Origin of the sequence: Streptomyces sp. CoH27 (assembly GCF_020181035.1) — a bacterium.
Taxonomy (GTDB): Bacteria; Actinomycetota; Actinomycetes; order Streptomycetales; family Streptomycetaceae; genus Streptomyces; species Streptomyces camelliae.
The window spans coordinates 66,437-89,486 of the sequence record NZ_JAIQYY010000012.1 but is presented as its reverse complement, the minus strand read 5'-3'; the positions used below and the strand labels follow the sequence as shown (position 1 = coordinate 89,486).

General features: G+C 72.0%; 20 protein-coding genes. 14 read left to right on the top strand and 6 right to left on the bottom strand.

All coding sequences use genetic code 11. From position 1 onward, the window contains the following. On the bottom strand, positions 1-2,160 hold a 2,160-nt coding region (locus LE548_RS21365; RefSeq protein WP_225098523.1), incomplete at its 3' end, for a DEAD/DEAH box helicase. Positions 2,161-2,665: 505 nt separating this feature from the next. Here LE548_RS21365 and LE548_RS21360 point away from each other — a divergent pair. Next, positions 2,666-3,403 (top strand): ferritin-like fold-containing protein, encoded by a 738-nt coding sequence (locus LE548_RS21360; RefSeq protein WP_225098522.1) that lies wholly within the window; start codon positions 2,666-2,668, stop codon positions 3,401-3,403. 142 nt (positions 3,404-3,545) lie between these two features. Here the strand turns inward: LE548_RS21360 and LE548_RS21355 are convergent, their stop codons facing one another. The 4 genes from LE548_RS21355 to LE548_RS21340 all read right to left on the bottom strand — a co-directional run bounded on the left by LE548_RS21355 (position 3,546) and on the right by LE548_RS21340 (position 5,374). After that, positions 3,546-3,812: a hypothetical protein gene (locus LE548_RS21355; RefSeq protein ID WP_225098521.1), complete on the bottom strand. Its 267-nt coding sequence runs from the start codon at positions 3,810-3,812 to the stop codon at positions 3,546-3,548. A 174-nt stretch (positions 3,813-3,986) separates the two neighbouring features. Continuing rightward, positions 3,987-4,214 (bottom strand): DUF3107 domain-containing protein, encoded by a 228-nt coding sequence (locus LE548_RS21350; protein WP_225098520.1) that lies wholly within the window; start codon positions 4,212-4,214, stop codon positions 3,987-3,989. Between the two features lie 134 nt (positions 4,215-4,348). Then, positions 4,349-4,990: a TetR/AcrR family transcriptional regulator gene (locus tag LE548_RS21345; protein WP_225098519.1), complete on the bottom strand. Its 642-nt coding sequence runs from the start codon at positions 4,988-4,990 to the stop codon at positions 4,349-4,351. A 156-nt stretch (positions 4,991-5,146) separates the two neighbouring features. Beyond that, a complete protein-coding gene (locus LE548_RS21340) occupies positions 5,147-5,374 on the bottom strand; it encodes a hypothetical protein (RefSeq protein WP_225098518.1) in 228 nt (75 codons plus the stop codon). Positions 5,375-5,623: 249 nt separating this feature from the next. Here LE548_RS21340 and LE548_RS21335 point away from each other — a divergent pair, with 249 nt between their 5' ends. The 13 genes from LE548_RS21335 (at position 5,624) to LE548_RS21280 (ending at position 21,366) form a co-directional block, all read left to right on the top strand. Next, on the top strand, positions 5,624-6,601 hold the full coding sequence (locus LE548_RS21335; protein ID WP_225098517.1) for an alpha/beta fold hydrolase: 978 nt from the start codon (positions 5,624-5,626) through the stop codon (positions 6,599-6,601). Between the two features lie 490 nt (positions 6,602-7,091). Further along, entirely contained in the window at positions 7,092-8,501 is a 1,410-nt protein-coding gene (locus LE548_RS21330) for a DUF3152 domain-containing protein (protein WP_263636381.1), read from the top strand. Between the two features lie 56 nt (positions 8,502-8,557). Continuing rightward, positions 8,558-8,653, top strand: a complete 96-nt coding sequence (locus LE548_RS46545) for an Ms4533A family Cys-rich leader peptide (protein ID WP_333492262.1) — start codon at positions 8,558-8,560, stop codon at positions 8,651-8,653. A 194-nt stretch (positions 8,654-8,847) separates the two neighbouring features. After that, on the top strand, positions 8,848-10,566 hold the full coding sequence (locus LE548_RS21325) for an ABC transporter substrate-binding protein (RefSeq protein WP_225098515.1): 1,719 nt from the start codon (positions 8,848-8,850) through the stop codon (positions 10,564-10,566). A 4-nt stretch (positions 10,567-10,570) separates the two neighbouring features. Next, complete coding sequence (locus LE548_RS21320; RefSeq protein WP_225098514.1) at positions 10,571-11,623, top strand: ABC transporter permease; 1,053 nt, start codon at positions 10,571-10,573, stop codon at positions 11,621-11,623. After that, positions 11,620-12,618 carry an ABC transporter permease gene (locus tag LE548_RS21315; RefSeq protein WP_225098513.1) on the top strand — a complete coding sequence of 333 codons (999 nt, stop codon included), beginning with the start codon at positions 11,620-11,622 and terminating at the stop codon, positions 12,616-12,618. The genes LE548_RS21320 and LE548_RS21315 overlap by 4 nt, the downstream gene beginning before the upstream one ends. Then, entirely contained in the window at positions 12,615-14,207 is a 1,593-nt protein-coding gene (locus LE548_RS21310) for an ABC transporter ATP-binding protein (RefSeq protein WP_225098512.1), read from the top strand. Before LE548_RS21315 ends, LE548_RS21310 begins: the two co-directional genes overlap by 4 nt. 201 nt (positions 14,208-14,408) lie before the next feature. Further along, positions 14,409-16,163 carry a DUF3492 domain-containing protein gene (locus LE548_RS21305; protein ID WP_225098511.1) on the top strand — a complete coding sequence of 585 codons (1,755 nt, stop codon included), beginning with the start codon at positions 14,409-14,411 and terminating at the stop codon, positions 16,161-16,163. A gap of 467 nt (positions 16,164-16,630) precedes the next feature. Further along, positions 16,631-17,791, top strand: a complete 1,161-nt coding sequence (locus LE548_RS21300) for a hypothetical protein (RefSeq protein WP_374116155.1) — start codon at positions 16,631-16,633, stop codon at positions 17,789-17,791. Positions 17,792-17,969: 178 nt separating this feature from the next. Then, a complete protein-coding gene (locus LE548_RS21295; RefSeq protein ID WP_225098509.1) occupies positions 17,970-18,929 on the top strand; it encodes an NAD(P)-dependent oxidoreductase in 960 nt (319 codons plus the stop codon). Beyond that, positions 18,917-19,666: a spherulation-specific family 4 protein gene (locus LE548_RS21290; RefSeq protein WP_225098508.1), complete on the top strand. Its 750-nt coding sequence runs from the start codon at positions 18,917-18,919 to the stop codon at positions 19,664-19,666. The genes LE548_RS21295 and LE548_RS21290 overlap by 13 nt, the downstream gene beginning before the upstream one ends. 63 nt (positions 19,667-19,729) lie before the next feature. After that, the gene (gene moeZ, locus LE548_RS21285) at positions 19,730-20,908 is read left to right on the top strand and encodes an adenylyltransferase/sulfurtransferase MoeZ (protein WP_225098507.1); all 1,179 of its coding nucleotides are present in this window, start codon (positions 19,730-19,732) and stop codon (positions 20,906-20,908) included. A gap of 107 nt (positions 20,909-21,015) precedes the next feature. Then, positions 21,016-21,366 (top strand): hypothetical protein, encoded by a 351-nt coding sequence (locus tag LE548_RS21280; protein ID WP_225098506.1) that lies wholly within the window; start codon positions 21,016-21,018, stop codon positions 21,364-21,366. A 98-nt stretch (positions 21,367-21,464) separates the two neighbouring features. Here the strand turns inward: LE548_RS21280 and LE548_RS21275 are convergent, their stop codons facing one another. After that, positions 21,465-23,039: an alpha/beta hydrolase gene (locus LE548_RS21275; protein WP_225098505.1), complete on the bottom strand. Its 1,575-nt coding sequence runs from the start codon at positions 23,037-23,039 to the stop codon at positions 21,465-21,467. Between the last annotated feature and the right edge of the window lie 11 nt (positions 23,040-23,050).

Sequence of the window (23,050 nt, the reverse complement as noted above, 5' to 3'; positions counted from 1 at the left end):
GGTGCGGCGGGGCTTGGCCTCGGCTTCGGGGGTTTCCGTCGGCTCCGGGGCGGTCGCGGCCGTCTTGCGCGTGCGGCGGGGCTTGGGCTCCGTCTCCGGGGGCTCGGCCGTGGCGGCCGTCGCCTCGGCGGTGGCTGCTGCCTTGCGGGTGCGGCGGGGCTTGGCCTCGGCTTCGGGGGCCTCGGTGGTGGCCGTCGTCTTCCGCGTGCGGCGCGGCTTGGCCTCGGTTTCCGGAGTCTCCGGGGCTTCGGCGGTCGCGGCCGTCTTGCGCGTGCGGCGCGGCTTGGGCTCCGCCCCCGCCTCCGCCTCCGCCTCCGGGGCCTTGGTGGCCGCGGAGACCTCAGCGGCCTCGGGAGCGGGGGCCGTTGCCTTTCGGGTACGGCGGGGCTTGGTCGCCGGGGCGGGCTCCTCCGTGGGCTCGGCCGGGGCCGCAGCCGTTTCCGGCGTGGGCTCGGCCGTCTTGCGCGTGCGGCGGCGAGGCTTCGCCTCCGGTGCCTCCACGGTCACCGTGTCGGCCGCCGGAGCCGTCTCCGGCACCGTCACGGGCGTCTCGGCCGTGGGCTCGGCGACAGGAGCCGGTGCCTGCTCCGCGGACTTGCGGGTGCGGCGGCGGCGCGGCTTCTCCGGGGCCTCCGCGGTCTCCGGAGCGGCCGGAGCCTCCACCGGGGCAACGGTCTCGACGGCGGTCTCGACGGCCGCCACCGGCTGCGCCGACGCTCCGCCGCGCGTACGACGACGGCGGCGCAGGGTGCGCGGTGCCGTGGAAGTCTCCTCCGCCGGGCCGGACTCGGCGGCCGGCGCCGGAGCCGTCGTAGCGGCCGGTGCGGCGGTGGCCGCGTCCACCGGGGAGCCACCGCGCGTGCGGCGGCGGCGACGCGGCGTACGGGACGAACGCTCGCGCTCGGCCGGCGCGGCGGCGGACTCGGCGCGGCCACCGCGGCCACCGCGACCGCGCGCACCACGGCCACCGGTCTCGCCCAGGTCCTCCAGCTCCTCCGCGTCCAGACCCGCACGGGTCCGCTCCGAGCGCGGCAGGATGCCCTTGGTGCCCGCGGGGATGTCGAGGTCGGAGAACAGATGCGGGGACGACGAGTACGTCTCCACCGGGTCGTTGAAGTCCAGCTCCAGCGCCTTGTTGATCAGCTGCCAGCGCGGGATGTCGTCCCAGTCGACGAACGTGATCGCCGTACCCTTGGCGCCCGCGCGGCCGGTACGGCCGACCCGGTGCAAGTACGTCTTCTCGTCCTCGGGGGACTGGTAGTTGATGACGTGGGTCACGCCCTCGACGTCGATACCGCGCGCGGCGACGTCGGTGCAGACCAGGACGTCCACCTTGCCGTTGCGGAACGCGCGCAGCGCCTGCTCGCGGGCGCCCTGCCCGAGGTCGCCGTGGACCGCGCCGGAGGCGAACCCGCGGCGCTGCAGCTGCTCGGCGATGTCGGCGGCCGTGCGCTTCGTACGGCAGAAGATCATCGCCAGTCCGCGGCCCTCGGCCTGCAGGATGCGGGCGACCATCTCCGGCTTGTCCATGTTGTGCGCGCGGTAGACGAACTGCTTGATGTTCGCGACCGTCGCGCCCTCGTCGTCCGGTGCGGTGGCACGGATGTGCGTGGGCCGCGACATGTAGCGGCGCGCGAGGCCGATGACCGCGCCCGGCATGGTCGCCGAGAACAGCATGGTCTGGCGCTTGGCAGGGAGCATGTCGATGATCTTCTCGACGTCGGGCAGGAAGCCCAGGTCGAGCATCTCGTCGGCCTCGTCGAGGACCAGGCACTTGACGTGCTTCAGGTCCAGCTTCTTCTGGCCCGCGAGGTCCAGCAGCCGGCCCGGGGTGCCGACGACCACGTCGACGCCCTTCTTCAGAGCCTCCACCTGTGGTTCGTAGGCCCGGCCGCCATAGATCGCCGTCACGCGCACGTTACGGACCTTGCCGGCGGTCAGCAGGTCGTTGGTGACCTGGGTGCACAGCTCGCGCGTGGGGACGACGACGAGCGCCTGCGGGGCGTCCGTGAGGGCCTCGGGGGCGGCGCGTCCGGCCTCGACGTCGGCGGGGACGGTGACGCGCTCCAGAAGCGGGAGGCCGAAGCCCAGCGTCTTGCCGGTGCCGGTCTTGGCCTGGCCGATGACGTCCGTGCCGGAAAGGGCGACGGGGAGCGTCATCTCCTGGATGGGGAAGGGGGTGATGATGCCGACGGCCTCCAGGGCCTCGGCGGTCTCGGGAAGGATTCCGAGTTCTCGAAACGTCGTAGTCAGGGTGCTGCCTCTTCTGTGTGGTGCGGTGCGAGGCGAGCGCGGGGGTCATGTCTGACCGTGCCGGGGACGTCGGCTGCCGTACGGGCGAACCACTCGGGCAAGCCGTAAGACACGGGACCTCTGCCGACGCTCTAGCGCTCGTACCGCTGAGGGGTGTCCCTCCGGTCGTCGTACGTACTGCGCCGTACGGCCAGGGAGGGCTGTCGGGTCGGAGCCGATCGGGCCACCGACCGGGCATCCTCATGCGTGCGGCCTGTCGGGACGCGTCGAACACCGTCAACGCACTCAGCAGGCGCATTACCACCATACCCCGGATCGGCGCACATGCGATGGCCGATTTGGTCACGTAGTCGTCGTCACAGTGATCGGCCAGGCGCCTCGGGGGTGCCGCGAGCGGGCTATTGTGCGCCTCATGACTAGCTCTGACAAGCCTGAGAACGACTCCGTCGCACCCACGGGCATCGCCGCCAAGGACTGGGCGCAGGCCTCCGCCGACCCGCAGTACCGCGCCGCCGTCGTGGATCTGCTCGGCGCGCTCGCGTACGGAGAGCTGGCGGCGTTCGAGCGGCTCGCGGAGGACGCCAAGCTGGCGCCGACCCTCGCGGACAAGGCGGAGCTGGCGAAGATGGCCTCGGCCGAGTTCCACCACTTCGAGCGCCTGCGGGACCGGCTGACCGAGATCGGCGAGGAGCCGACCGCCGCCATGGACCCGTTCGTCGCCGCCCTGGACGGCTTCCACCGGCAGACCGCGCCCTCGGACTGGCTGGAGGGCCTGGTCAAGGCGTACGTCGGCGACTCGATCGCGAGCGACTTCTACCGCGAGGTCGCGGTACGGCTCGACTCCGACACGCGCGAGCTGGTCCTCGCCGTCCTCGACGACACCGGGCACGCCGGGTTCGCGGTGGAGAAGGTACGGGCCGCGATCGACGCCGACCCGCGCGTGGGCGGCCGGCTGGCGCTGTGGGCGCGGCGGCTGATGGGCGAGGCGCTGTCGCAGTCCCAGCGGGTGGTCGCGGACCGGGACGCGCTGTCCACGATGCTCGTCGGGGGCGTCGCCGACGGGTTCGATCTCGCGGAGGTCGGGAGGATGTTCTCGCGGATCACCGAGGCGCACACGAAGAGAATGGCTGCGCTCGGCTTGGCCGCGTAGCGCTGCGTGGGGGTGGGTGCGGTGAGTTGCGCGGCTGCGGGTCCGTTGTGGCTGGTCGCGCCCACGCGGCGGAGCCGCACATTGAACAGAGCCCCGCGCCCCTAGGGGGTTGCCGCTTACGCCACGTGCAAAGGACCCCTTGCTACGCCGTCGCTGATCGGCGCAGTCTTCCCGCCGGACGCAGGAGCAGGGAAAGCGACGCCGCCGAGATGACCGCGGCGCCCAGGAGGCTCAGCCAGGCTGTGCCGGGGCCGAGGGCGGTGTGGGTGACGAAGTCGCCGAAGAGGGCTCCGGCGATGCCTGTCGAGAACACCAGCGGGCGGGCCGGGAGCCGGTGGGAGAGGCCGTGCGCCGCCGCCCACGCGAGGACGAGACCGAGCACTGCGGACGCGAGTGCTTCCAGGATCATGTCGGGGTCCCTCCCACGGCCGGTCTGCCTTGAACGGTCGTAGCCCGTCATACCCGTGACCTGCGGACTGCAATCCTCCGCTGTGCGGGAGTTGTGCTCCATCTGTGTGCACGTCCCCAGGAAGAACAAGGGCCCGGCGGCCGAGTGCCGCCGGGCCCTTGTCACTACGTCGGCCTACAGTGCGCCGAACCCGACCTTGCGGACGCTCGGCTCGCCGATCTCCACGTACGCCAGACGGTCCGTCGGCACCAGGACCTTGCGGCCCTTCTCGTCCTGGAGGCTCAGCAGCTGCGTCTTCCCGGACAGCGCGTCGCTCACCAGGCGCTCGACCTCCTCGACGCTCAGACCGCTCTCCAGCACGATCTCGCGGGGCGCGTACTGCACGCCGATCTTGACCTCCACGGCTATGTCCCTCCGACGGTCAGTGATGTGCGCGATCTTCCGCGCCGTACGCAGCACACATTAGCCCGGTGAGGGGACGCATACGTTGTGCGTCGGCACGCCATCAGCGAACAGCGACCGGGAACAAACGGCCGTCAGTGGTGTTCGGTGCCGTGCAGCGGGAAGCCTGCGATGCCCCGCCAGGCCAGCGAGGTCAGCAGCTGCACCGCCTGGTCGCGCGGGACGCTGCGGTCGCTGTGCAGCCAGGAGCGGGCCACCACCTGGGCGAGCCCGCCGAGGCCGGAGGCCAGCAGCATCGACTCCGCGCGCGAGAGGCCGGTGTCCTCGGCGATGACCTCGCAGATGGCCTCGGCGCAGTCGTTGGTGACCTTGTCGACGCGCTCGCGCACCGCGGGCTCGTTCGTCAGGTCCGACTCGAAGACCAGCCGAAAGGCGCCGCCGTCGTCCTCGACGTAGGCGAAATAAGCGTCCATCGTGGCGCGCACGCGCTGCTTGTTGTCCGTCGTGGACGCGAGCGCGGTCCGTACGGCCTGGATCAGCGACTCGCAGTGCTGGTCCAGCAGCGCGAGGTACAGGTCGAGCTTGCCCGGGAAGTGCTGGTAGAGCACGGGCTTGCTCACACCGGCCCGCTCGGCGATGTCGTCCATCGCCGCCGCGTGATACCCCTGCGCGACGAAAACCTCCTGGGCGGCGCCCAGCAACTGGTTCCGCCGGGCTCGGCGCGGCAGACGGGTGCCACGTGGGCGTGCCGCCTCAGTTTGCTCGATGGCTGTCACGCCGCCTCCCAAAGTCGTCCACATGCGGTGTCGGCCGCGCGGCCATCGTACTTTTCGGTAACCGTGGTGTGCGCGGTGCGAGCGCAGAATTTCATGTACCGGACGGTGACGAAAGACGTGATCATCCTCCGGAACGGGCCCGGGAGTCCGCCGCCGTCAGCGGTAGTCGTCCTCGTCGAGCCTGACCACACGTGCCTGCTCGACCAGATCGGCCACGTTCCCGCGGTCCTGGTCGACTTCTTCCAGGGGATCGTCGCGCTCCGGCGAGATGTCGGTGTGCTGCTCGGCCGCGTCCACCTCGGGGGCCTCGACATCGATCTCCGAGGCCGCCGTCTCGGTCTCCAGGTCGTCGGCCGAGCCGGGCTCGGTGGGGTCATGGGCCATGGTGGGCTCCCTTCCTACGGGCGTCCCTGGATGCGGCAGGGGCCACACGTGGGTGCCCTGGGTACGAGCCTAGGAGAGAGCAGAACCGGACGCCATGCCGTGACGCCCACGCGCGCGTACGGGCGGCACCCACGCGCGCGTACTGGCGGCACTCACGCGCGTGTACTGGCGGCACCCACGCGCGCGTACGGCTCACGCTGTGACGGCGAACACACGAACCTCGGCGTGATCACCTCGTAACATTGCCGCATGTCTTCGACCGAGTCGCCGTCCGTGCCGGCCGCCAGCGTGCTCCCGAAGGTGGCGCCCGTACGGGTCGGTGAGGGTGAGCGGCTGCGGTCCGTGGGGCTGCCCGGTGTCACCCTGTCGATCCGTTCCCGCCGTCCCGCGCACGAGGGCCTGCCGCCCGCGCTGTACGTCCACGGGCTCGGCGGTTCCTCGCAGAACTGGTCGGAGCTGATGGCCGAGCTGGACGGCGTCGTCGACAGCGAGGCGCTCGACCTGCCGGGCTTCGGCGACTCCCCGCCCCCGGACGACGGCGACTACTCCGTCACCGGGCACGCGCGCGCGGTGATCCGCTATCTCGACGCGGCCGGCCGCGGCCCCGTCCACCTCTTCGGCAACTCGCTGGGCGGCGCGGTCACCACGCGCGTGGCCGCCGTACGCCCCGACCTCGTCCGTACGCTCACGCTCGTCTCGCCCGCCCTGCCCGAGCTGCGCATCCAGCGCACCGCGGCACCGACCGCCCTGCTCGGCGTGCCCGGTGTCGCCGCCCTGTTCACCCGGCTCACCCGCGAGTGGACCGCCGAGCAGCGGGTGCGCGGGGTCATGGCCCTCTGTTACGGCGACCCCGGGCGGGTGTCGCCCGAGGCGTTCCAGCACGCCGTGGAGGAGCTGGAGCGGCGGTTGCAGCTGCCGTACGTCTGGGACGCGATGGCCCGCTCCGCGCGCGGGATCGTCAACGCCTATACGCTCGGCGGACAGCACGGGCTGTGGCGCCAGGCCGAGCGCGTCCTCGCGCCGACCCTGCTCGTCTACGGCGGCCGTGACCAGCTCGTCGGCTTCCGTATGGCCCGCAAGGCCGCCCGCTCCTTCCGCGACTCCCGTCTGTTGTCCCTGCCGGACGCCGGGCACGTGGCGATGATGGAGTACCCGGAGGTGGTGGCCAGGGCATTCCGGGAACTCCTGGCCGACACGTCCGTCACCACCCCCGGCGCGGGGAGCTGAGGCCGGCGTGGGACGCCACAGCCGCCGCGGCCCGGCCCCCAAGCCCGATACCGCGGACATAGCCGCGAGGCGTGCACAGAAGCCGGAGCAGAGGGAACAGCCGGAACAGAGGGCCCGGGCGGAACGGCGGGCGCAGGCGGCAGAGTGGGTGGCACCGGGGGACGGGGCACCGCGGATGCCTGACGGGGCGCCTGCGCAGGGGATGCGGCGACCTCCGGACGGCACGCCCGTGCAGAGGATGCCGCGTATTCCTGGTGGTGCACCGATGCAGGGGGTGCCGCGTACGTCTGGCGGCATGCCCGTGCAGGGGGCGCCGCGTATTCCTGGTGGCGCCCGCGCGCAAGGGGTGCCCCGGCCGGCTGACGGCACTCCCGCTCACGGCGTGCCGGGTTTCGCCGCCGGCACTCCCGCGCGCGGTGTGCCTCGTTTCCCCGACGGGACGCCTGCGCATGGGGTGCCGAGGTTCCCTGATGGCACTCCTGCCCACGGCATGCCCCGCCTTCCCGACGGCACGCCCGCCCATGGGATGCCCCGTGTTCCCGACGGCACGCCCGCCCATGGGATGCCCCGTCTTCCCGACGGCACGCCCGCGCAGGGCGTGCCCCGGCCGTGGCCGGCTGACGGTACCCCCGCGCGCGGTGTGCCCCGTTTCCGGGAGGGCAGCTCCGCTGCGGGTGTGCCCGTGCGGGGTGGGCATCCCGAGCAGTGGGAAGTCGGCGGAGGCTGGGGGGAGTTCACGGGGCGGGCCGGGGCCGGGAGCGGGCCCGGTGCCGTGCTTCCTCGGCAGCGGCAGAGCGGGCCGCAAGGCGGGCCTCGGCAGGAGTACCTCGACGCCTTCCGGGACGGCCACGGCGGCGGTGCGGATCTTGGCGATGTCGACGTCTTCGCGCCCCGCGCGCGTGGATCGCGCCGTACCGACGGGCAGCCGGTGGACATGGCGACTGCCGTGGGGACCGAGGCGGACGGCGGCGACGCGCCCCCCGTCGACCTGCCCACGCAGCGCTCTGGCTCAGGCGCCCCGAACGGGGCGCGGGGAACTGCGCGACCAGCCACAACGGACCCGCGGCCGCAAGACGACGGAGCCGCCCCTCATGGAGTGCCGAGCGGTCAGGGCCAGCGCACGCGGGCTTTCACCGGTGTCGCCGCGGCCGCCGTGACGACCGTGCTCGCGGTGGTCGTCGCCGGGCAGGTGGCCGAGAGCCGGGACCACGCCGCACAGTCGCGCTCCGCCACCGACCAGGCCCGTGAGGCGCGCGCCTCGGGACAGCCGGCCCCCTCCGCCTCGGCGAGCCCGGTGACGCTGACGTACGAGCAGGCGATGAACCGGACGTACCCGCTCGGCGCGACACTGAAGGGCTCGGGGAAGTTCGACACCGTGCCCGGGTTCGACAAGGCGCCGGGCAGCGGACGGAAGTACACCTACCGCGTGGACGTGGAGCAGGGGCTGGGCCTGGACGGCACGCTGTTCGCGGAGGCCGTGCAGAAGACCCTGAACGACGAACGCAGTTGGGCCCACGGAGGGGCCCGTACCTTCGAGCGGATCTCCTCCGGCAAGCCCGACTTCGTGATCACGCTGGCCAGCCCCGGAACGACCGCCGCCTGGTGCGCCAAGTCCGGACTGGACACCACGGAGGACAACGTCTCCTGTGACTCGGCGTCCACCGAACGAGTGATGATCAATGCATACAGGTGGGCTCAGGGAAGCGTGACATACGGGGACAAGATCTACGCCTATCGGCAGATGTTGATCAACCATGAGGTCGGCCACCGGCTCGGCCACGGCCACGTGACCTGCCAGAAGGACGGGGAACTCGCCCCCGTCATGCAGCAGCAGACCAAGTTCCTCGACCATGACGGAATCCACTGTCTGCCCAACCCCTGGCCATATCCCGCGAGTTGACGGGCGCCGCTCATGTCACATTGACATGAGTCGCATGTTCGTTCATATTTCTGCGCATGTGGTCTAGTCATGCCGCCCCTGGGAGCGCCGCCATCGAGCTGGCGCTCATCGGCGTGACCGCACTCTGCGTGGCCGACATCCACTGTCGCTGACGCCGTCTCCCTGGCGTTCGCGTCGCGACCTTTCTTTCCTTCCGCTCCGTGACACCGTCACGGGCCTTTTCGACGACCCGGCGCCGGGGCCGACGTCTGTTCGCAGTCGTCTCACTCCTCGTCCACTTGTCTCACTTTTCGAGACGCCCCTTTTTCGAGAAATCCTCGATCAGCCCCGAGAGGTCGTCATTCCGATGCGTCAACCGTCCGTCATAGCGCGCCGCGTGGCCGCGGCATCCGTCAGCCTGGTCGTGGCAGCGGGCGCCGCCGCCTGCGGTCCGAAGGACAGCGGTGCCAAGGCCGCCGGTGGCGACTCCACGCCGCACAAGGGCGGCACCCTGACGGTGCTGAACGCCGAGCCGCAGTCCGACTTCGACCCCGCCCGCCTCTACACCTCCGGCGGCGGCAACGTCCCCTCGCTCGTCTTCCGCACCCTCACCACCCGCAACCGCGAGAACGGCGCGGCCGGCGCCAAGGTCGTCCCCGACCTCGCCACCGACACCGGGCGCCCCAGCAAGGACGCGACCGTGTGGACGTACACCCTGAAGCAGGGCCTCAAGTACGAGGACGGCACGCCGATCACCTCGGCCGACATCAAGTACGGCATCGAGCGCTCCTTCGCCCCCGAGCTGTCCGGCGGCGCCCCCTACCTGCGGGACTGGCTGGTCGGCGCGGCCGACTACCAGGGGCCGTACAAGGACAAGAAGGGCCTCGACGCGATCGAGACCCCGGACAGCCGGACCATCGTCTTCCATCTGAACAAGCCCGAGGGCGAGTTCCCCTTCCTCGCCACGCAGACGCAGTTCGCCCCGGTGCCCAAGAGCAAGGACACCGGCACCAAGTACGAGGAGCACCCGGTCTCGTCCGGCCCGTACCGCGTCGTCAAGAACGAGAACGACGGCGAGCACATGGTTCTGCAGCGCAACACGTACTGGTCGACGGCCGTCGACGACCAGCGCAAGGCCTACCCGGACACCATCGACGTCCGCTCCGGCCTGGACTCCTCCGTGATCAACCAGCGGCTGTCCGCGTCTCAGGGGGCGGACGCCGCGGCCGTCACCACGGACACCAACCTCGGCCCGGCCGAACTCGCCAAGGTCACCGGTGACAAGGAACTCGCCGCGCGCGTGGGCACCGGTCACTTCGGCTACACGAACTACATCGCGTTCAACCCGACCGTGAAGCCGTTCGACAACCCCAAGGTGCGCCAGGCGATCGCCTACGCCATCGACCGCTCCTCGGTGGTCAACGCGGCCGGCGGCAGCGCGCTCGCCGAGCCCGCCACCACCTTCCTGCCCAACCAGAAGTCCTTCGGCTACACGCCGTACGACCCGTTCCCGGCGGGCGCGACCGGCAACCCGGCCAAGGCCAAGGAGCTGCTCGCCCGGGCCGGTTACAAGAACGGGCTCACCGTCACGCTGACCCACTCCAACGCCAAGGACTTCGAGACCAGCCCGGAGATCGCGACCGCCGTCCAGGACGCGCTCAAGACGGCCGGCATCACGGTCAAGCTCCAGGGCCTGGAGCTCAACGACTACAAGGACAAGATCCACAGCGTCAAGACCGAGCCCGGCTTCTTCCTCGCCCACTGGGGTGCCGACTGGCCCTCCGGCGGTCCCTTCCTCGCCCCGATCTTCGACGGCCGGCAGATCGTCAAGGACGGCGCGAACTTCAACACGGGCCTGCTCAATGACAAGTCGGTCAATGACGAGATTGACGCGATCAACAAGTTGACCGACCTTGACGCGGCCGCCAAGCGATGGGGTGCACTGGACCAGAAGATCGGCGAGCAGGCCCTCGTCGTGCCGCTGTTCCACCCCGTCTACAAGCGCCTGTACGGCAAGGACGTCAAGAACATCGTCATCAGCGACTGGACCGGCGTCCTCGACATCTCCCAGGTCGCGGTGAAGTAGCGCCGTGAGCGAGGCACTTGTCGCCGTCGAGACCGCCGGGACGGATGCGTCCGTCCCGGCGGTCTCGGGGGCCCGTCAGTTCTGGCGGCGGCTGCGGGCGCAGCGCGCCGCCCTGGTCGCCGCGGCCGTCGTCGCGCTGCTCGTCCTGGTCGCGCTCGCCGCGCCGCTCCTCACCGCCCTGGAGGGCCAGGACCCCACCACGTACCACCCGGCCCTGATCGACTCCGCGCGCGGGGGCGTGCCCATCGGCTCCTTCGGCGGCGTCGGCGCCGACCACTGGCTGGGTGTCGAACCGCAGACCGGACGCGACATGTTCGCCCGGCTCGTCTACGGAGCGCGGGTCTCGCTGGGGGTCGCGCTGGCGGCCACGGTGGTGCAGGTCATCCTCGGCATCGCCATGGGCGTGGCCTCCGGCCTGGGCAACCGCTGGGTCGACCTGGTCCTGAGCCGCATCACCGACATCTTCGTCTCGATGCCGCTGATGATCATGGCGCTCGCGCTGCTCGCGATCGTGCCCAACGGCTTCCCGCGGCCCGTGCTCGTCGCGTTGATCATCGCCCTGGTCTCCGGCTGGAGCACGACGGCGAAGATGGTGCGCGCCCAGACCCTCACCCTGAAGAGCCTCGACTACGTCGCCGCGTCCCGGCTCAGCGGCTGGAGCACCTGGCGCACCGCGGTACGCGAACTCCTCCCGGGCCTCGCCGCCCCGGTCATCACGTACTCCGCGCTGCTGATCCCGTCGAACATCAGCGCCGAGGCGGCCCTGTCCTTCCTCGGCGTCGGGGTGAAGCCGCCGACGCCCTCCTGGGGACAGATGCTCACCTCCGCCGACGTCTGGTACCAGGCGGCCCCGCAGTATCTGCTGCTGCCCGCCGCCGCCCTGTTCGTGACCGTGTTCGCGCTGACCATCCTCGGCGACGGCGTGCGTGTCGCCCTCGACCCGCGCGCGGCCTCACGCCTGCGCATCGGCACCGGCCGCAAGCGGGAAGCCCGCGCCGAGACGGCCGTACCGAAGGCTGAGACGGCCGCAGCGAAGCAGAAGGAGGACCGGACATGAGCGGCCTCACCGGATTCGTCCTGCGGCGCGTCATCGGCGCCGCGGTCACCCTGTTCGTGCTCTCGGTGATCATCTACGTCGTCTTCTACGTCACCCCCGGCAACGTCGCCCAGATCACCTGCGGCCCGCGCTGCTCCCCTGAACAGGTCCACCAGGTCGCCCAGCAGCTGCACCTCGACGACCCGCTGTACGTGCGCTACTGGCACTTCCTGCACGGCATCTTCGTGGGCCAGGACTTCTCGACCGGCACCGGCGTGGAGCACTGCTCGGCGCCCTGCCTCGGTGAGTCGTACCAGAACGACCAGCAGGTCACCGACATCATCCTGACCAGGCTGCCGGTCAGCCTCTCGCTGGTGCTCGGCGCGATGGTGATCTGGCTGCTGCTCGGCGTCGGCACCGGCGTGCTGTCCGCCTGGCGGCGCGGCCGGTTCAGCGAGCGCGCCCTGACCGCGATCACGCTGGCGGGGGTCGCCACGCCCGTCTTCGTCATCGGCCTGGTCCTGATGATCATCGTCTGCGGCGAACTCCAGCTCCTGCCCTTCCCGCAGTACGTGAACTTCACCGACGACCCCGAACAGTGGGCGTGGAACCTGCTGCTGCCCTGGCTCTCCCTCGCCCTCATCGAGGCGGCCAACTTCGCCCGCCTCACGCGCGCGTCGATGCTGGAGACGCTGGCCGAGGACCACATCCGCACCTTCCGCGCGTACGGCGTCGGCGAGCGCGCGATCATCGCCCGGCACGCGCTGCGCGGTGCGACCGCGTCCGTCATCGCGCTCAACGCGGTGACCTTCGGCTCGGCCGTCGGCGGTGCCGTCCTCACCGAGACCCTCTTCGGCCTGCCCGGCATCGGCCAGGAGCTGGTGCACGCGGTGCAGGTCGTGGACCTGCCGGTGGTCGTCGGCATGGTCCTGGTGACCGGTTTCTTCGTGGTCATCGCCAACGCCGTCGCGGACGTGCTGTACGCGGTGGCCGACCGACGGGTGGTGCTCGCATGAGCCTCGTGGAAGTGACGGACCTGACCGTCGAGTTCGGCTCCCTGCGGGCCGTCGACGGACTCTCCTTCAGCCTGGCGAAGGGCGCCGCGCTGGCCCTCGTCGGCGAGTCCGGCTCCGGCAAGTCCACGGTCGCGGGCGCCCTGCTGGGCCTGCACCGGGGCACCGGGGCACGGGTCACCGGCGCGGTCCGCGTGGCCGGCACGGACGTCCAGGACGCCTCCGACGAGGAACTGCGGGGGCTGCGCGGCGCCAAGGCCGCCATGGTCTTCCAGGACCCGCTGTCCTCGCTCGACCCGTACTACGCGATCGGCGACCAGATCGCCGAGGTCTACCGCGTGCACGCGCGCGTGCCGCGACGTGCCGCACGCGCGCGTGCCGTCGAGGTGCTGGAGCGGGTGGGAATTCCGGACGCGGTACGCCGGGCCAGGTCCCGGCCGCACGAGTTCAGCGGCGGCATGCGCCAGCGCGCGCTGATCGCCATGGCCCTCGCCTGCGAGCCGGACCTGCTGATCGCCGACGAGCCGACCACCGCCCTCGACGTCACCGTCCAGGCCCAGATCCTCGACCTGCTGCACACGCTGCGCGAGGAGACCGGCATGGGCCTGCTGCTCGTCACCCACGACGTGGGCGTGGCCGCCGAGAGCGTGGACGACATCCTCGTCATGCGGCACGGCCGGGCCGTCGAGCGTGGCCCCGTCGGCACCGTCCTCGCGGCGCCGGGTGAGGCGTACACGCGCGAACTGCTCGACGCCGTCCCGCGCGTGGACGCGCGCCGTACCGGCTCCGAGGCGACCGACGAGGTCGTGCTGGAGGCCACCGGGCTGCGGCGGGCGTTCGGGCGCGGCAAGCGGGCGTTCACGGCCGTGGACGACGTCTCGGTGACCGTCCGCCGCGGCGAGACCCTCGGCGTGGTCGGCGAGAGCGGCAGCGGCAAGACCACGCTCGGCCGGATGCTGGTCGGGCTGCTGGAGCCGACCGCCGGCGCGATCCGCTACGAGGGCCGCCCGCACACCACGGTGAACCCGGCCGTCCAGATGGTCTTCCAGGACCCGGTCTCCTCCCTCAACCCCCGCCGCAGTGTGGGCGAGTCCATCGCCGACCCCCTGCGCGCGCGTGGCGAACGGGACGAGGAGCGTGTCCGGGGGCGTGTGGCGGAACTGCTGGAGCGTGTGGGGCTCGAAAAGGCGCACTACGACCGCTACCCGCACGAGTTCAGCGGCGGCCAGCGCCAGCGCATCGGCATCGCCCGCGCGCTCGCCGCCGAACCGCGCGTCATCGTCTGCGACGAGCCGGTCTCCGCGCTGGACGTCACCACACAGGCCCAGGTCGTGGAGCTGCTCGGCGAACTCCAGCGGGAACTCGGCCTCGCGCTGGTCTTCATCGCCCACGACCTGGCCGTCGTACGACAGGTCAGCGACCGGGTCGCGGTCATGCGGCACGGCCGGGTCGTCGAGTACGGGCCCGCCGACGAGGTGTACGACAGCCCGCGCGAGCCGTACACCAGGCAGCTCCTGGCCGCCGTGCCCGCGCTCGATCCGGAGCTGGCGGCCAGGCGGCGCGCGGCCCGGCGCGAGCCGGTCGTGGCGTAACGTTTCGTGTGCACACGATGACGCTCTGAACCCTTAGCGCGACGAAACGCGACCCGCACGCGAAAGTTACGACCGTTCACCCCTTTTGGTGGCGCGATGGACAACCGTCCGTCGCGCCACCGCCTTGTCCGCTTACGTTCGTCCCGCTGCGAGCCGCCGGGACAACGGCGGCTCACCGGACGGGAGATCGGGGGTGCGTACGTGCGCATCGGACTGCTTACGGAGGGTGGCTACCCGTATGTGAGCGGTGACGCCGGACTCTGGTGCGACCGGCTTGTGCGCGGGCTTGAGCAGCACGAGTTCGACCTCTACGCGCTCAGCCGCAGCCGGCAGCAGGAGGACGAGGGCTGGGTCCCGCTCCCGCCGCAGGTCAGCCGGGTGCGTACGGCGCCGCTGTGGACGGCCGAGGACGACGGGGTCGTGTACGGGCGGCGCGCGCGCCGACGTTTCACCGAGTGCTACGGGGAGCTCGTCGGGGCCGTGTGCGCCGGAGCCGACTCCGGGAACGAGGGTGCGCGCGTCGGCGCGTCAGGGAGTGACGGCGTGTCGGGGGATGCGGCCGATGGTGGCTCCGCCGATCTGGCGGACCGTTTCGGCAACGCGCTGTACGGACTCGCCGAACTCGCCCGCGAGGAAGGCGGACTGGTCGGTGCCCTGCGCTCGGACATCGCCGTACGCACCCTGGAGCGCGCCTGCCGCGCCCCCGGCGCGCTGCGCACGGCGCGCGAGGCGCGCGTCCCCGACCTGCTCAACGTCACCGCGCACCTGGAGCGCACCCTGCGCCCCCTCTCCCTCGACTGGTACGGCGACGGCGGCCTCGGCGCGGCCGACCTCTGCCACGCCGCCGCCGGCGGCCCCGCGGCCCTCCCCGGACTGCTCGCCCGGCACTTCTGCGGCGTCCCCCTCCTCGTCACCGAGTACGGCGTGCAGCTCCGCTCGCACTACCTGGCCCTCGGCCCCGACGCCGCCGCCCCCGCCGTACGCGCGCTGCTCGGCGCCTTCCACGGCCGGCTCGCCGCCGAGGTCTACCGGCGCGCCGAGATCCTCACCCCCGGCAACGGCCACGCCCGCCGCTGGCAGGAACGGTGCGGTGCCGACCGGGCCAGGATCCGCACGGTGTACCCGGGCATGGACGCCACCCGCTTCGCGGAGGTCGGCGAGGCCCCCGACCGCGCCGACCCCGACACCCTGGTGTGGGTCGGGCGTGTCGAACCCGCCAAGGACCTGATCTCGCTGCTGCACGCCTTCGCCGAGGTCCGCAAGGAGGAGCCCAAGGCACGCCTCAGAATCGTCGGCGCGCCCGCCGGTCCCGAGGGCGAGGCCTATCTCGGCCACTGCCGGGCGCTCGCCGCCCAGCTCTTCCCGGACGAGGCGGAGGGCGTGCACGCCGTCGGCGACAACCCCGTCTCCTTCGAGGAGATCGGCGGCCCCGAGGCTCCGACCCTGCCCGAGGCCTACGCCGCCGGCGCGGTGGTCGTGCTGTCCAGCGTCGTGGAGGGCTTTCCGATCAGCCTCATCGAGGCCATGTTCTGCGCCCGCGCCACGGTGTCCACGGATGTCGGCGCCGTGGTGGAGGCCATCGGCGGCACGGGACTGGTCGTGCCCCCGCGCAATCCACGGGCGCTCGCGGAGGCGTGCGTGGCGCTGCTGCACGACCCCGAGCGCCGTGAGCGCCTCGGCGCCGCCGCACGCGCCCGCGCGCTCGAACTGTTCACCGTCGAGCAGAACATCGCGGCATTTCACGGCATTTATTTGCAGATCGTGTCGCACTGTCCGGTGCGCCGGGTCGTCCTCGACGATGCTGGCGAGCCCCTGCCGTTCGCCGTCCCCGCCGAATCCCACGTCCCCGGCCGCTGGACCGGCCCCACGGCCCGCGTCCTGTCCCGGACCGTCCCCGGCTGGGCCACGACCGCACCGGTCCGCGCGACACCACTGGCGGCTGCGGAGGGGGCGTGATGGACGTTCAGAACGACGGCCCTGGCACCGGCGACGGGCTCAGCAGCCCGGACCTGCCCGGCATGCCGAGCGGCGCCGAGCCGTGGGACGCGCGGTCGGGGGAGTGGTTCGGGGAAGCCGGGGAAGTCGGGGAAGGAGAAGCGGAGGCACGGGACGGCGAGCGGGCGGACACACCGTTGCGCAGGCAATCGGCGGCCGCCGGGAGCGCTCCCGGCGCGTCCACGCCGCCGGCTTCCGAGAGCGGTCCCGTCACGTTCGTGGCGTCGGTTTCCGCGAGTGACCCTGCCAGGTCCGTGGCGTCGGTTTCCGCGAGTGACCCTGCCAGGTCCGTGGCGTCGGTTTCCGCGAGTGACCCTGCCGCGTTCGTGGCGTCGGCTTCCGAGAGCGGTCCCGTCGCATCCGAACAGTCGGCTTCCGCAGGCGCTCCCGATCGGTCGGTGTCGTCCGCTTCCGTGAACGCCTCAGGCGTGTCGGTGCCGCCACCCTCCGCCGGTGCTCCCGCCTCCTCCGTGCGCACCGTGCCCCGGCGTGGAGCCGCCGACCCCGTGAAGGCCCTGCTGTACCGGCACCGTGAGCTGTGTGAGCGGGCCGTGGACCCGCTGGAGATCGCCGCCGGGCTGGAGGCCCACGGCATCACCGACCGGACCGCCGCCCGGTTCCGCCACCGTGACGTCTTCTCGCTCGCCGAGGAGCTGTACGCGCGCGTGCCACGCGGCAGCGGTGAGGCACGCCCCGAACCCGCACCCCTGCCCGCGCCGCGCGTCCGGGCTGGCCGGGTCCTGCTCACGCTCCTGCCCGGCGCCCTGGGCGCAGCCACCGTGGCCGGACTGCGCCACACCCACGGACAGCTCCGTCCGCTCGTCGCCGGCGCCGGCCTCCTCGCCGTCGGCCTCGCCCTGCGCGCGGTGCTGCGCCGGGGCCCCCTCGCCGGCCCGCCCGCCATCTCCGCGTGGCGCAGGGCGAGCGGCACGCGCGTGTGGACCCTCTGGCTGCTCGGGTACGCCCTCTTCGGCGACGGCCTGCTCGACGCCGTCCTGACCGGCGGCCCCGACGCCCTGCCGACCGGTGCCCCGGGCGGCCCCTGGCCCACGGCCGTCGTGCCCGCCCTGGCCCTCACGCTGGCCTGCGCCCCGGCGGCCTGGTGCGCCCACCTGCTCAGCGCCGGCGCCCGCCGCAGGCTCGCCGGCAGCCGGGGCCTTGAGGACTTCACGGCTGCCGCCAGACCGCTGCTGTACGGCACGTTCACCCTGTTCCTGGGCGCGCTCACCGCGCTGCTCCTGCTGTGCGGCACGGTCCTGCGTGAACCCGCGGCCTATCCGCAGGCCCTCACCCTGGGCGCCCTGCTCCTGCTCGCCCGGCTGCTCGCCGTACACCACCACCGACGCGCCCCGGCCCTCGCGCTGGGCGCCGCCGCGGCCACGGAGGCGATGGCCCTCGCCCTGCCGCTGGCCGGCCGGCTGCCCGGCTGCGCCGTCCTGGCGGCCCCCGTCCGGACCCTCGTGGACGCCTGGGGCGCCGCCATCGTCCCGGCCGTCGCCTGCGGCGTCGCGGCCCTGGCCCTGCTGCTCCACGCCGGCCGCACCCTCACCCAGGCCTCGGCCCATGCGTCCACGGGAGCTCCCGAGTGAACCCTTCGCTCCCGGCCCACCACCGCGTGCACCCGCGCCACCCTTCTGAAGGAGAACACCAGATGACCACCTCCCGACCCGGAGCGTCCGGAGCCGCCGGAGCCGCCGGAGCGCCCGTGACAACCGGCGCCCTCGCCACGGCCGGTGCCGCCGGCGCGCACACCGCGGGAGGCGCCCGATGAGGGTCCTGCTGATCGGAGCCAACGGATACATCGGCCGCTTCGTCGCCGACCGCCTGCTCGCCGACCCGGCCGTCCAGCTCACCGCGCTCGGCCGCGGGGACGACGCCGACGTCCGCTTCGACCTCGCCACCGGCAGCCCGGGCGCGCTCACCCGCTTCCTCGACGCGGTCCACCCCGGGGTCGTCGTCAACTGCGCCGGCGCCACCCGCGGCGGCGCCCGCGAACTCACCCGGCACAACACCGTCGCCGTCGCCACCGTCTGCGAGGCCCTGCGCCGCAGCGGCTGCGGCGCCCGCCTGGTGCAGATCGGCTGCGGCTCGGAGTACGGCCCCAGCCAGCCCGGCTCCTCCACGGCCGAGGACGCGGTGCCCCGCCCCGGCGGCCCGTACGGCGTGAGCAAGCTCGCCGCGACCGAACTGGTTCTCGGCTCGGGCCTGGACGCCGTCGTGCTGCGCGTCTTCTCCCCGGCCGGTCCCGGCACCCCGGCCGGCTCCCCGCTGGGCCGGCTCGCCGAGGCCATGCGCCGTGCCATGCAGTCCGGGGACGGCGAACTCAAACTCGGCGGGCTCGGCGTCCAGCGCGACTTCGTCGACGTACGCGACGTCGCGCGCGCCGTGCACGCCGCCTCGCTCTCCGCCGCGCAGGGCGTCATCAACATCGGCTCCGGCCGCGCCGTCCGCCTGCGCGACGCCGCCGCCGTCCTCGCCCGGGTCGCCGGGTACGGCGGCGCCCTGCACGAACTCGACGCCCCGCCCGGCCCGCTGCGCAGCGCCATCGGCCACCCGCGCGCCGACTCCGACCACGCCGCCCCGGTCGCGTACCCGTACCCGGACGGCTGCGGCAGCTGGCAGCAGGCCGATGTGCGCACCGCGCGGGACCGGCTCGGCTGGCGGCCCCGCATCAACCTCGAAGAATCCCTGGCCGACATCTGGATGGAGGCGGCATGCCGCATCTGACCAGCACCACCACAGGCGCCACGGGCACGGGCCTGCGCACCGCCCTCGGCATCCCCGGCTACGCCCACCCGCTCGTCGCCCCCGCCCAGTGGGCCGAACTCGCCCGCCCGGGCACCCCGCTGGACTGGGTCGTCCTCAACGTGTCCGCGGGACCCGGCACCCGGCCCGACCCGCACTGCCTGGAAGCCGTGAGCCGGCTGCGGGCCGCCGGCGTCCGCGTCCTCGGCCACCTGGACGTGACCTACGGCGCCCGCCCCTTCGCCGACCTGCTCGGCGACGCCCACCGCCACCTCGACTGGTACCGCGTCGACGGCTTCCTGCTGGACCGCTGCCCCACCGAGCGCACCGCGCTCCCCGAGGTCCGCCGGGCGGTCACCGCCCTCCGGGCGATCAGTGACACCGCCCACATCGTCCTCGGCCACGGCAGCCATCCGCACCCCGGCTACACGGAGAACGCCGACCAGCTGGTGACCTTCTCCGGCCCCTGGTCCGACTACCGCTGGTCGCAGGTCGCCGAGTGGACCGCTGACTATCCACCGGACCGCTTCTGCCACTTCGTGCACGGCGTACCCCGAGGCCACCTGGACGAGGCGCTGCGCATCGCCCGCTGGCAGGGAGCCGCGACGATCTACTTCACCGACCACCCGGACCGTGGCGGGAGAGCCGATCCGTGGGAGTCGATGCCCGGTTACTGGGACGACATTGTCTCGCGTATCGGAACGGGTGTCTCGGAATGAAAAAGGCCGTGGCAGTGTTACGGGGAGAACAACCGTAGTGATTGACCGACCAACGGAGTCCCCGTGTCGCTGCCACCCCTGGTAGAGCCAGCCTCTGAGCTCACCGTAGACGAGGTCCGCAGGTACTCCCGCCACCTGATCATCCCCGACGTGGGCATGGACGGGCAGAAGCGGCTGAAGAACGCCAAGGTGCTCTGTGTGGGCGCCGGCGGCCTGGGCTCGCCGGCGCTGATGTACCTGGCCGCCGCGGGCGTGGGCACGCTCGGCATCGTGGAGTTCGACGAGGTCGACGAGTCGAACCTGCAGCGCCAGATCATCCACAGCCAGTCCGACATCGGCCGCTCCAAGGCCGAGTCCGCCCGTGACACCGTCAAGGGCATCAACCCGTACGTGAACGTGATCCTTCACGAGGAGCGGCTTGAGGCCGACAACGTGATGGACATCTTCAGCCAGTACGACCTGATCGTCGACGGCACCGACAACTTCGCGACCCGCTACCTGGTCAACGACGCCTGCGTGCTGCTGAACAAGCCGTACGTGTGGGGCTCGATCTACCGCTTCGACGGCCAGGCCTCCGTCTTCTGGTCCGAGCACGGCCCCTGCTACCGCTGCCTCTACCCCGAGCCCCCGCCGCCGGGCATGGTCCCGTCCTGCGCCGAGGGCGGCGTCCTGGGTGTGCTGTGCGCGTCCATCGGCTCCATCCAGGTCAACGAGGCCATCAAGCTCCTGGCGGGCATCGGCGAGCCGCTGGTCGGCCGCCTGATGATCTACGACGCCCTGGAGATGCAGTACCGCACGGTCAAGGTCCGCAAGGACCCGAACTGCGCGGTCTGCGGTGAGAACCCGACCGTCACCGAGCTCATCGACTACGAGGCCTTCTGCGGCGTCGTGTCCGAGGAGGCCCAGGCGGCGGCCGTCGACTCCACGATCACTCCGAAGCAGCTCAAGGAGTGGATCGACGACGGCGAGAACATCGAGATCATCGACGTCCGCGAGCCGAACGAGTACGAGATCGTCTCCATCCCGGGCGCCAAGCTGATCCCGAAGAACGAGTTCCTCATGGGCAGCGCCCTGGAGGGCCTCCCGCAGGACAAGAAGATCGTCCTGCATTGCAAGACGGGTGTCCGCAGTGCGGAAGTCCTCGCGGTTCTGAAGTCCGCGGGCTTCGCCGACGCCGTCCACGTGGGCGGCGGCGTGATTGGCTGGGTCAACCAGATCGAGCCGCACAAGCCGGTCTACTGATCAGAAGCCTCGCCGACCAGCGGGGCAGGAAGCCCACGGCTCCGACCAGCTCGGACGCCGTGGGTTTCTGTCGTTGTCGGCCGGCTGAGTGGTGAGGAGCCAACCTGGTGTGGGACGGGGCGTTCTACCGCGTTCGACGTGACGGCTATGAGATCTGCTTCGTCCCCGATGCCGGGGTACCCCTCGACGAGATCGACGACGTCGACATGTGGGTGATCTTCAACGACGGGGAACGCTGGTCGGGGACCATCTACACCCTGGACAATGTCCGCCGCACCATGGACCGTTGGCGACAGACCGGTGAGTGCCTCGGCGGCAGGTATTTCTATGTCTGGGATGGGCTGATCGTCCGCGACCGGGGCCTTCCCGGCATGATCGACGTCGTCGACGACCTCGTCCGGAGCGGTGGCTACAGACAAGTCTTCCGCGACGTCGGTCCTGTGGACACGGATGACTGACCTCTTCGCCCCGAAGGAACTCGGGTGAGGGCGGGGTGGGGGACTTCGGGTGCGTACGGTGCCCGGGGCCCTCGTCCGTGTCAGGGCCTCCGCGTGCGTCAGGTGCAGACCTTGCCGTCCTTGGGCACCTCTCCCTTCAACAGATAGGCGTTCACGGTCGAGTCCACGCACGCGCTGCCGTTGCCGTACGCCCCGTGTCCCTCGCCCTTCCAGGTGAGTTCGACCCCGACACCCTTGCCCAGCGCGTCGGCCATTCTGCGGGCGCCCTCGTATGGGGTCGCCGGGTCCCCGGTGTTGCCGACCAGCAGGACCGGCGCTGCCCCTGGCGCGCTGACCTGAGGGTGGTCGTACTGTCCCGGCACCGGCCAGGCGTGGCACCAGCCGGCCGTGTCCCAGCCCAGGAAGTCCCCGAAGACCGGCGAGATCCGCTCGAACTCCGCCAGCCGCTGCTTCGTCTCGGCGAGCGTCGGCCGCTCCTTGTCGTCCAGGCACGATATGAGCCGCTGGGAATGGGTCGTGGTGCCGTAATGGCCCGAGGCGTCACGCTCGTTGTAGTCGTCCGCGAGTGCCAGCAGCTGTGAGCCGTCGCCGTTCTCCGCCGCGTCGAGCGCGCTGGTAAGCCTCGGCCAGCCGGCCTCGCTGTACAGCGGCAGGACGATCCCGGTGGTCGCGAGGGTCTGGGTCAGCTGCCGCCCGGAGGACGTCGGCAGCGGTTTCGCGTCGATCCGCTTCAACAGGGCGGCGATCTTCCGGGAGCCCTGCGCGGGATCCTGCCCGGTGGACTTCAGATAGTCGTCCAGAGCCCGCTGGAAGCCGCGGGCCTGGTTCTCGGCGTGGCCCACCGTGTCCGCGGTCGGGTCGACAACGGCGTCGAGGATCAGCCGTCCCACTCGCTGCGGGAACAAGTGGGCGTACACGCCGCCGAGTTGGGTGCCGTAGGAGATGCCGAAGTAGTGCAGCTTGTCATCGCCGAGGACCTGGCGCATCAGGTCCATGTCGCGTGCGGTGTCGGTGGTGGACACATGCGCCAGGAGCGGGCCGGCGGTCTTCTGACAGCCCTTGGCGAAGTCGGCGGCGTCCTGGAGATAGGCCTTCTCCTCCTGCGGGGTGTCCGGTGTGGCGTCCACGTCCTCGGCGGCCGCGATCTGCCGGTCGCTGCGGCAGCGGACGCCCTCGCTGGCGCCGACGCCGCGCGGGTCCCAGCTCACCAGGTCGTAGCGCTCGCGCAGGGCGGAGGCGGTGTTCGCGTAGTACGGCATCATCTCCACGCCCGAGCCGCCGGGGCCGCCGAAGTTGAACAGCAGCGAGCCGATGCGGTCGCCGCCGGTCGCCTTCGCGCGGATCAGGGCGAGGCCGATTGTCGTGCCGTTCGGCTCGGACCAGTCCAGCGGCACCTTGAGCGTCGCGCACCGCCATGCGTCGCCCGGGGCCGCCGCGGGGCTCTTGGTGGCTTCGCAGCGCTGCCAGTCGAGGTGCTGGGAGGTGAGGGAGGCCGGAAGCTCCGGCTCGGCGGGTGTGGACCGCGACGCCGAGTCCTCTGACGCCGGCGGGGCCGTCGTACCCCTCCCCTTGCCCTCGTCTCTGTGCCCGCCTCCGCCGGACGTGCCGTTGCTGCAGCCGGCCACCAGCAGCGCCGCGGCCACGACGGCCGTCCAGCGCAGAATCCCCCTCATGCGCACCCCCT

Excerpts from the sequence above, each read along its gene's own strand:
- LE548_RS21360 (WP_225098522.1), top strand. The coding sequence starts at position 2,666 with ATGACTAGCTCTGACAAGCCTGAGAACGACTCCGTCGCACCCACGGGC.
- LE548_RS21355 (WP_225098521.1), bottom strand. The coding sequence starts at position 3,812 with ATGATCCTGGAAGCACTCGCGTCCGCAGTGCTCGGTCTCGTCCTCGCG.
- LE548_RS21340 (WP_225098518.1), bottom strand. The coding sequence starts at position 5,374 with ATGGCCCATGACCCCACCGAGCCCGGCTCGGCCGACGACCTGGAGACC.
- LE548_RS21335 (WP_225098517.1), top strand. The coding sequence starts at position 5,624 with ATGTCTTCGACCGAGTCGCCGTCCGTGCCGGCCGCCAGCGTGCTCCCG.
- LE548_RS21330 (WP_263636381.1), top strand. The coding sequence starts at position 7,092 with ATGCCCCGCCTTCCCGACGGCACGCCCGCCCATGGGATGCCCCGTGTT.
- LE548_RS46545 (WP_333492262.1), top strand. The coding sequence starts at position 8,558 with ATGTGGTCTAGTCATGCCGCCCCTGGGAGCGCCGCCATCGAGCTGGCG.
- LE548_RS21325 (WP_225098515.1), top strand. The coding sequence starts at position 8,848 with ATGCGTCAACCGTCCGTCATAGCGCGCCGCGTGGCCGCGGCATCCGTC.
- LE548_RS21315 (WP_225098513.1), top strand. The coding sequence starts at position 11,620 with ATGAGCGGCCTCACCGGATTCGTCCTGCGGCGCGTCATCGGCGCCGCG.
- LE548_RS21310 (WP_225098512.1), top strand. The coding sequence starts at position 12,615 with ATGAGCCTCGTGGAAGTGACGGACCTGACCGTCGAGTTCGGCTCCCTG.
- LE548_RS21295 (WP_225098509.1), top strand. The coding sequence starts at position 17,970 with ATGAGGGTCCTGCTGATCGGAGCCAACGGATACATCGGCCGCTTCGTC.
- LE548_RS21290 (WP_225098508.1), top strand. The coding sequence starts at position 18,917 with ATGCCGCATCTGACCAGCACCACCACAGGCGCCACGGGCACGGGCCTG.
- LE548_RS21275 (WP_225098505.1), bottom strand. The coding sequence starts at position 23,039 with ATGAGGGGGATTCTGCGCTGGACGGCCGTCGTGGCCGCGGCGCTGCTG.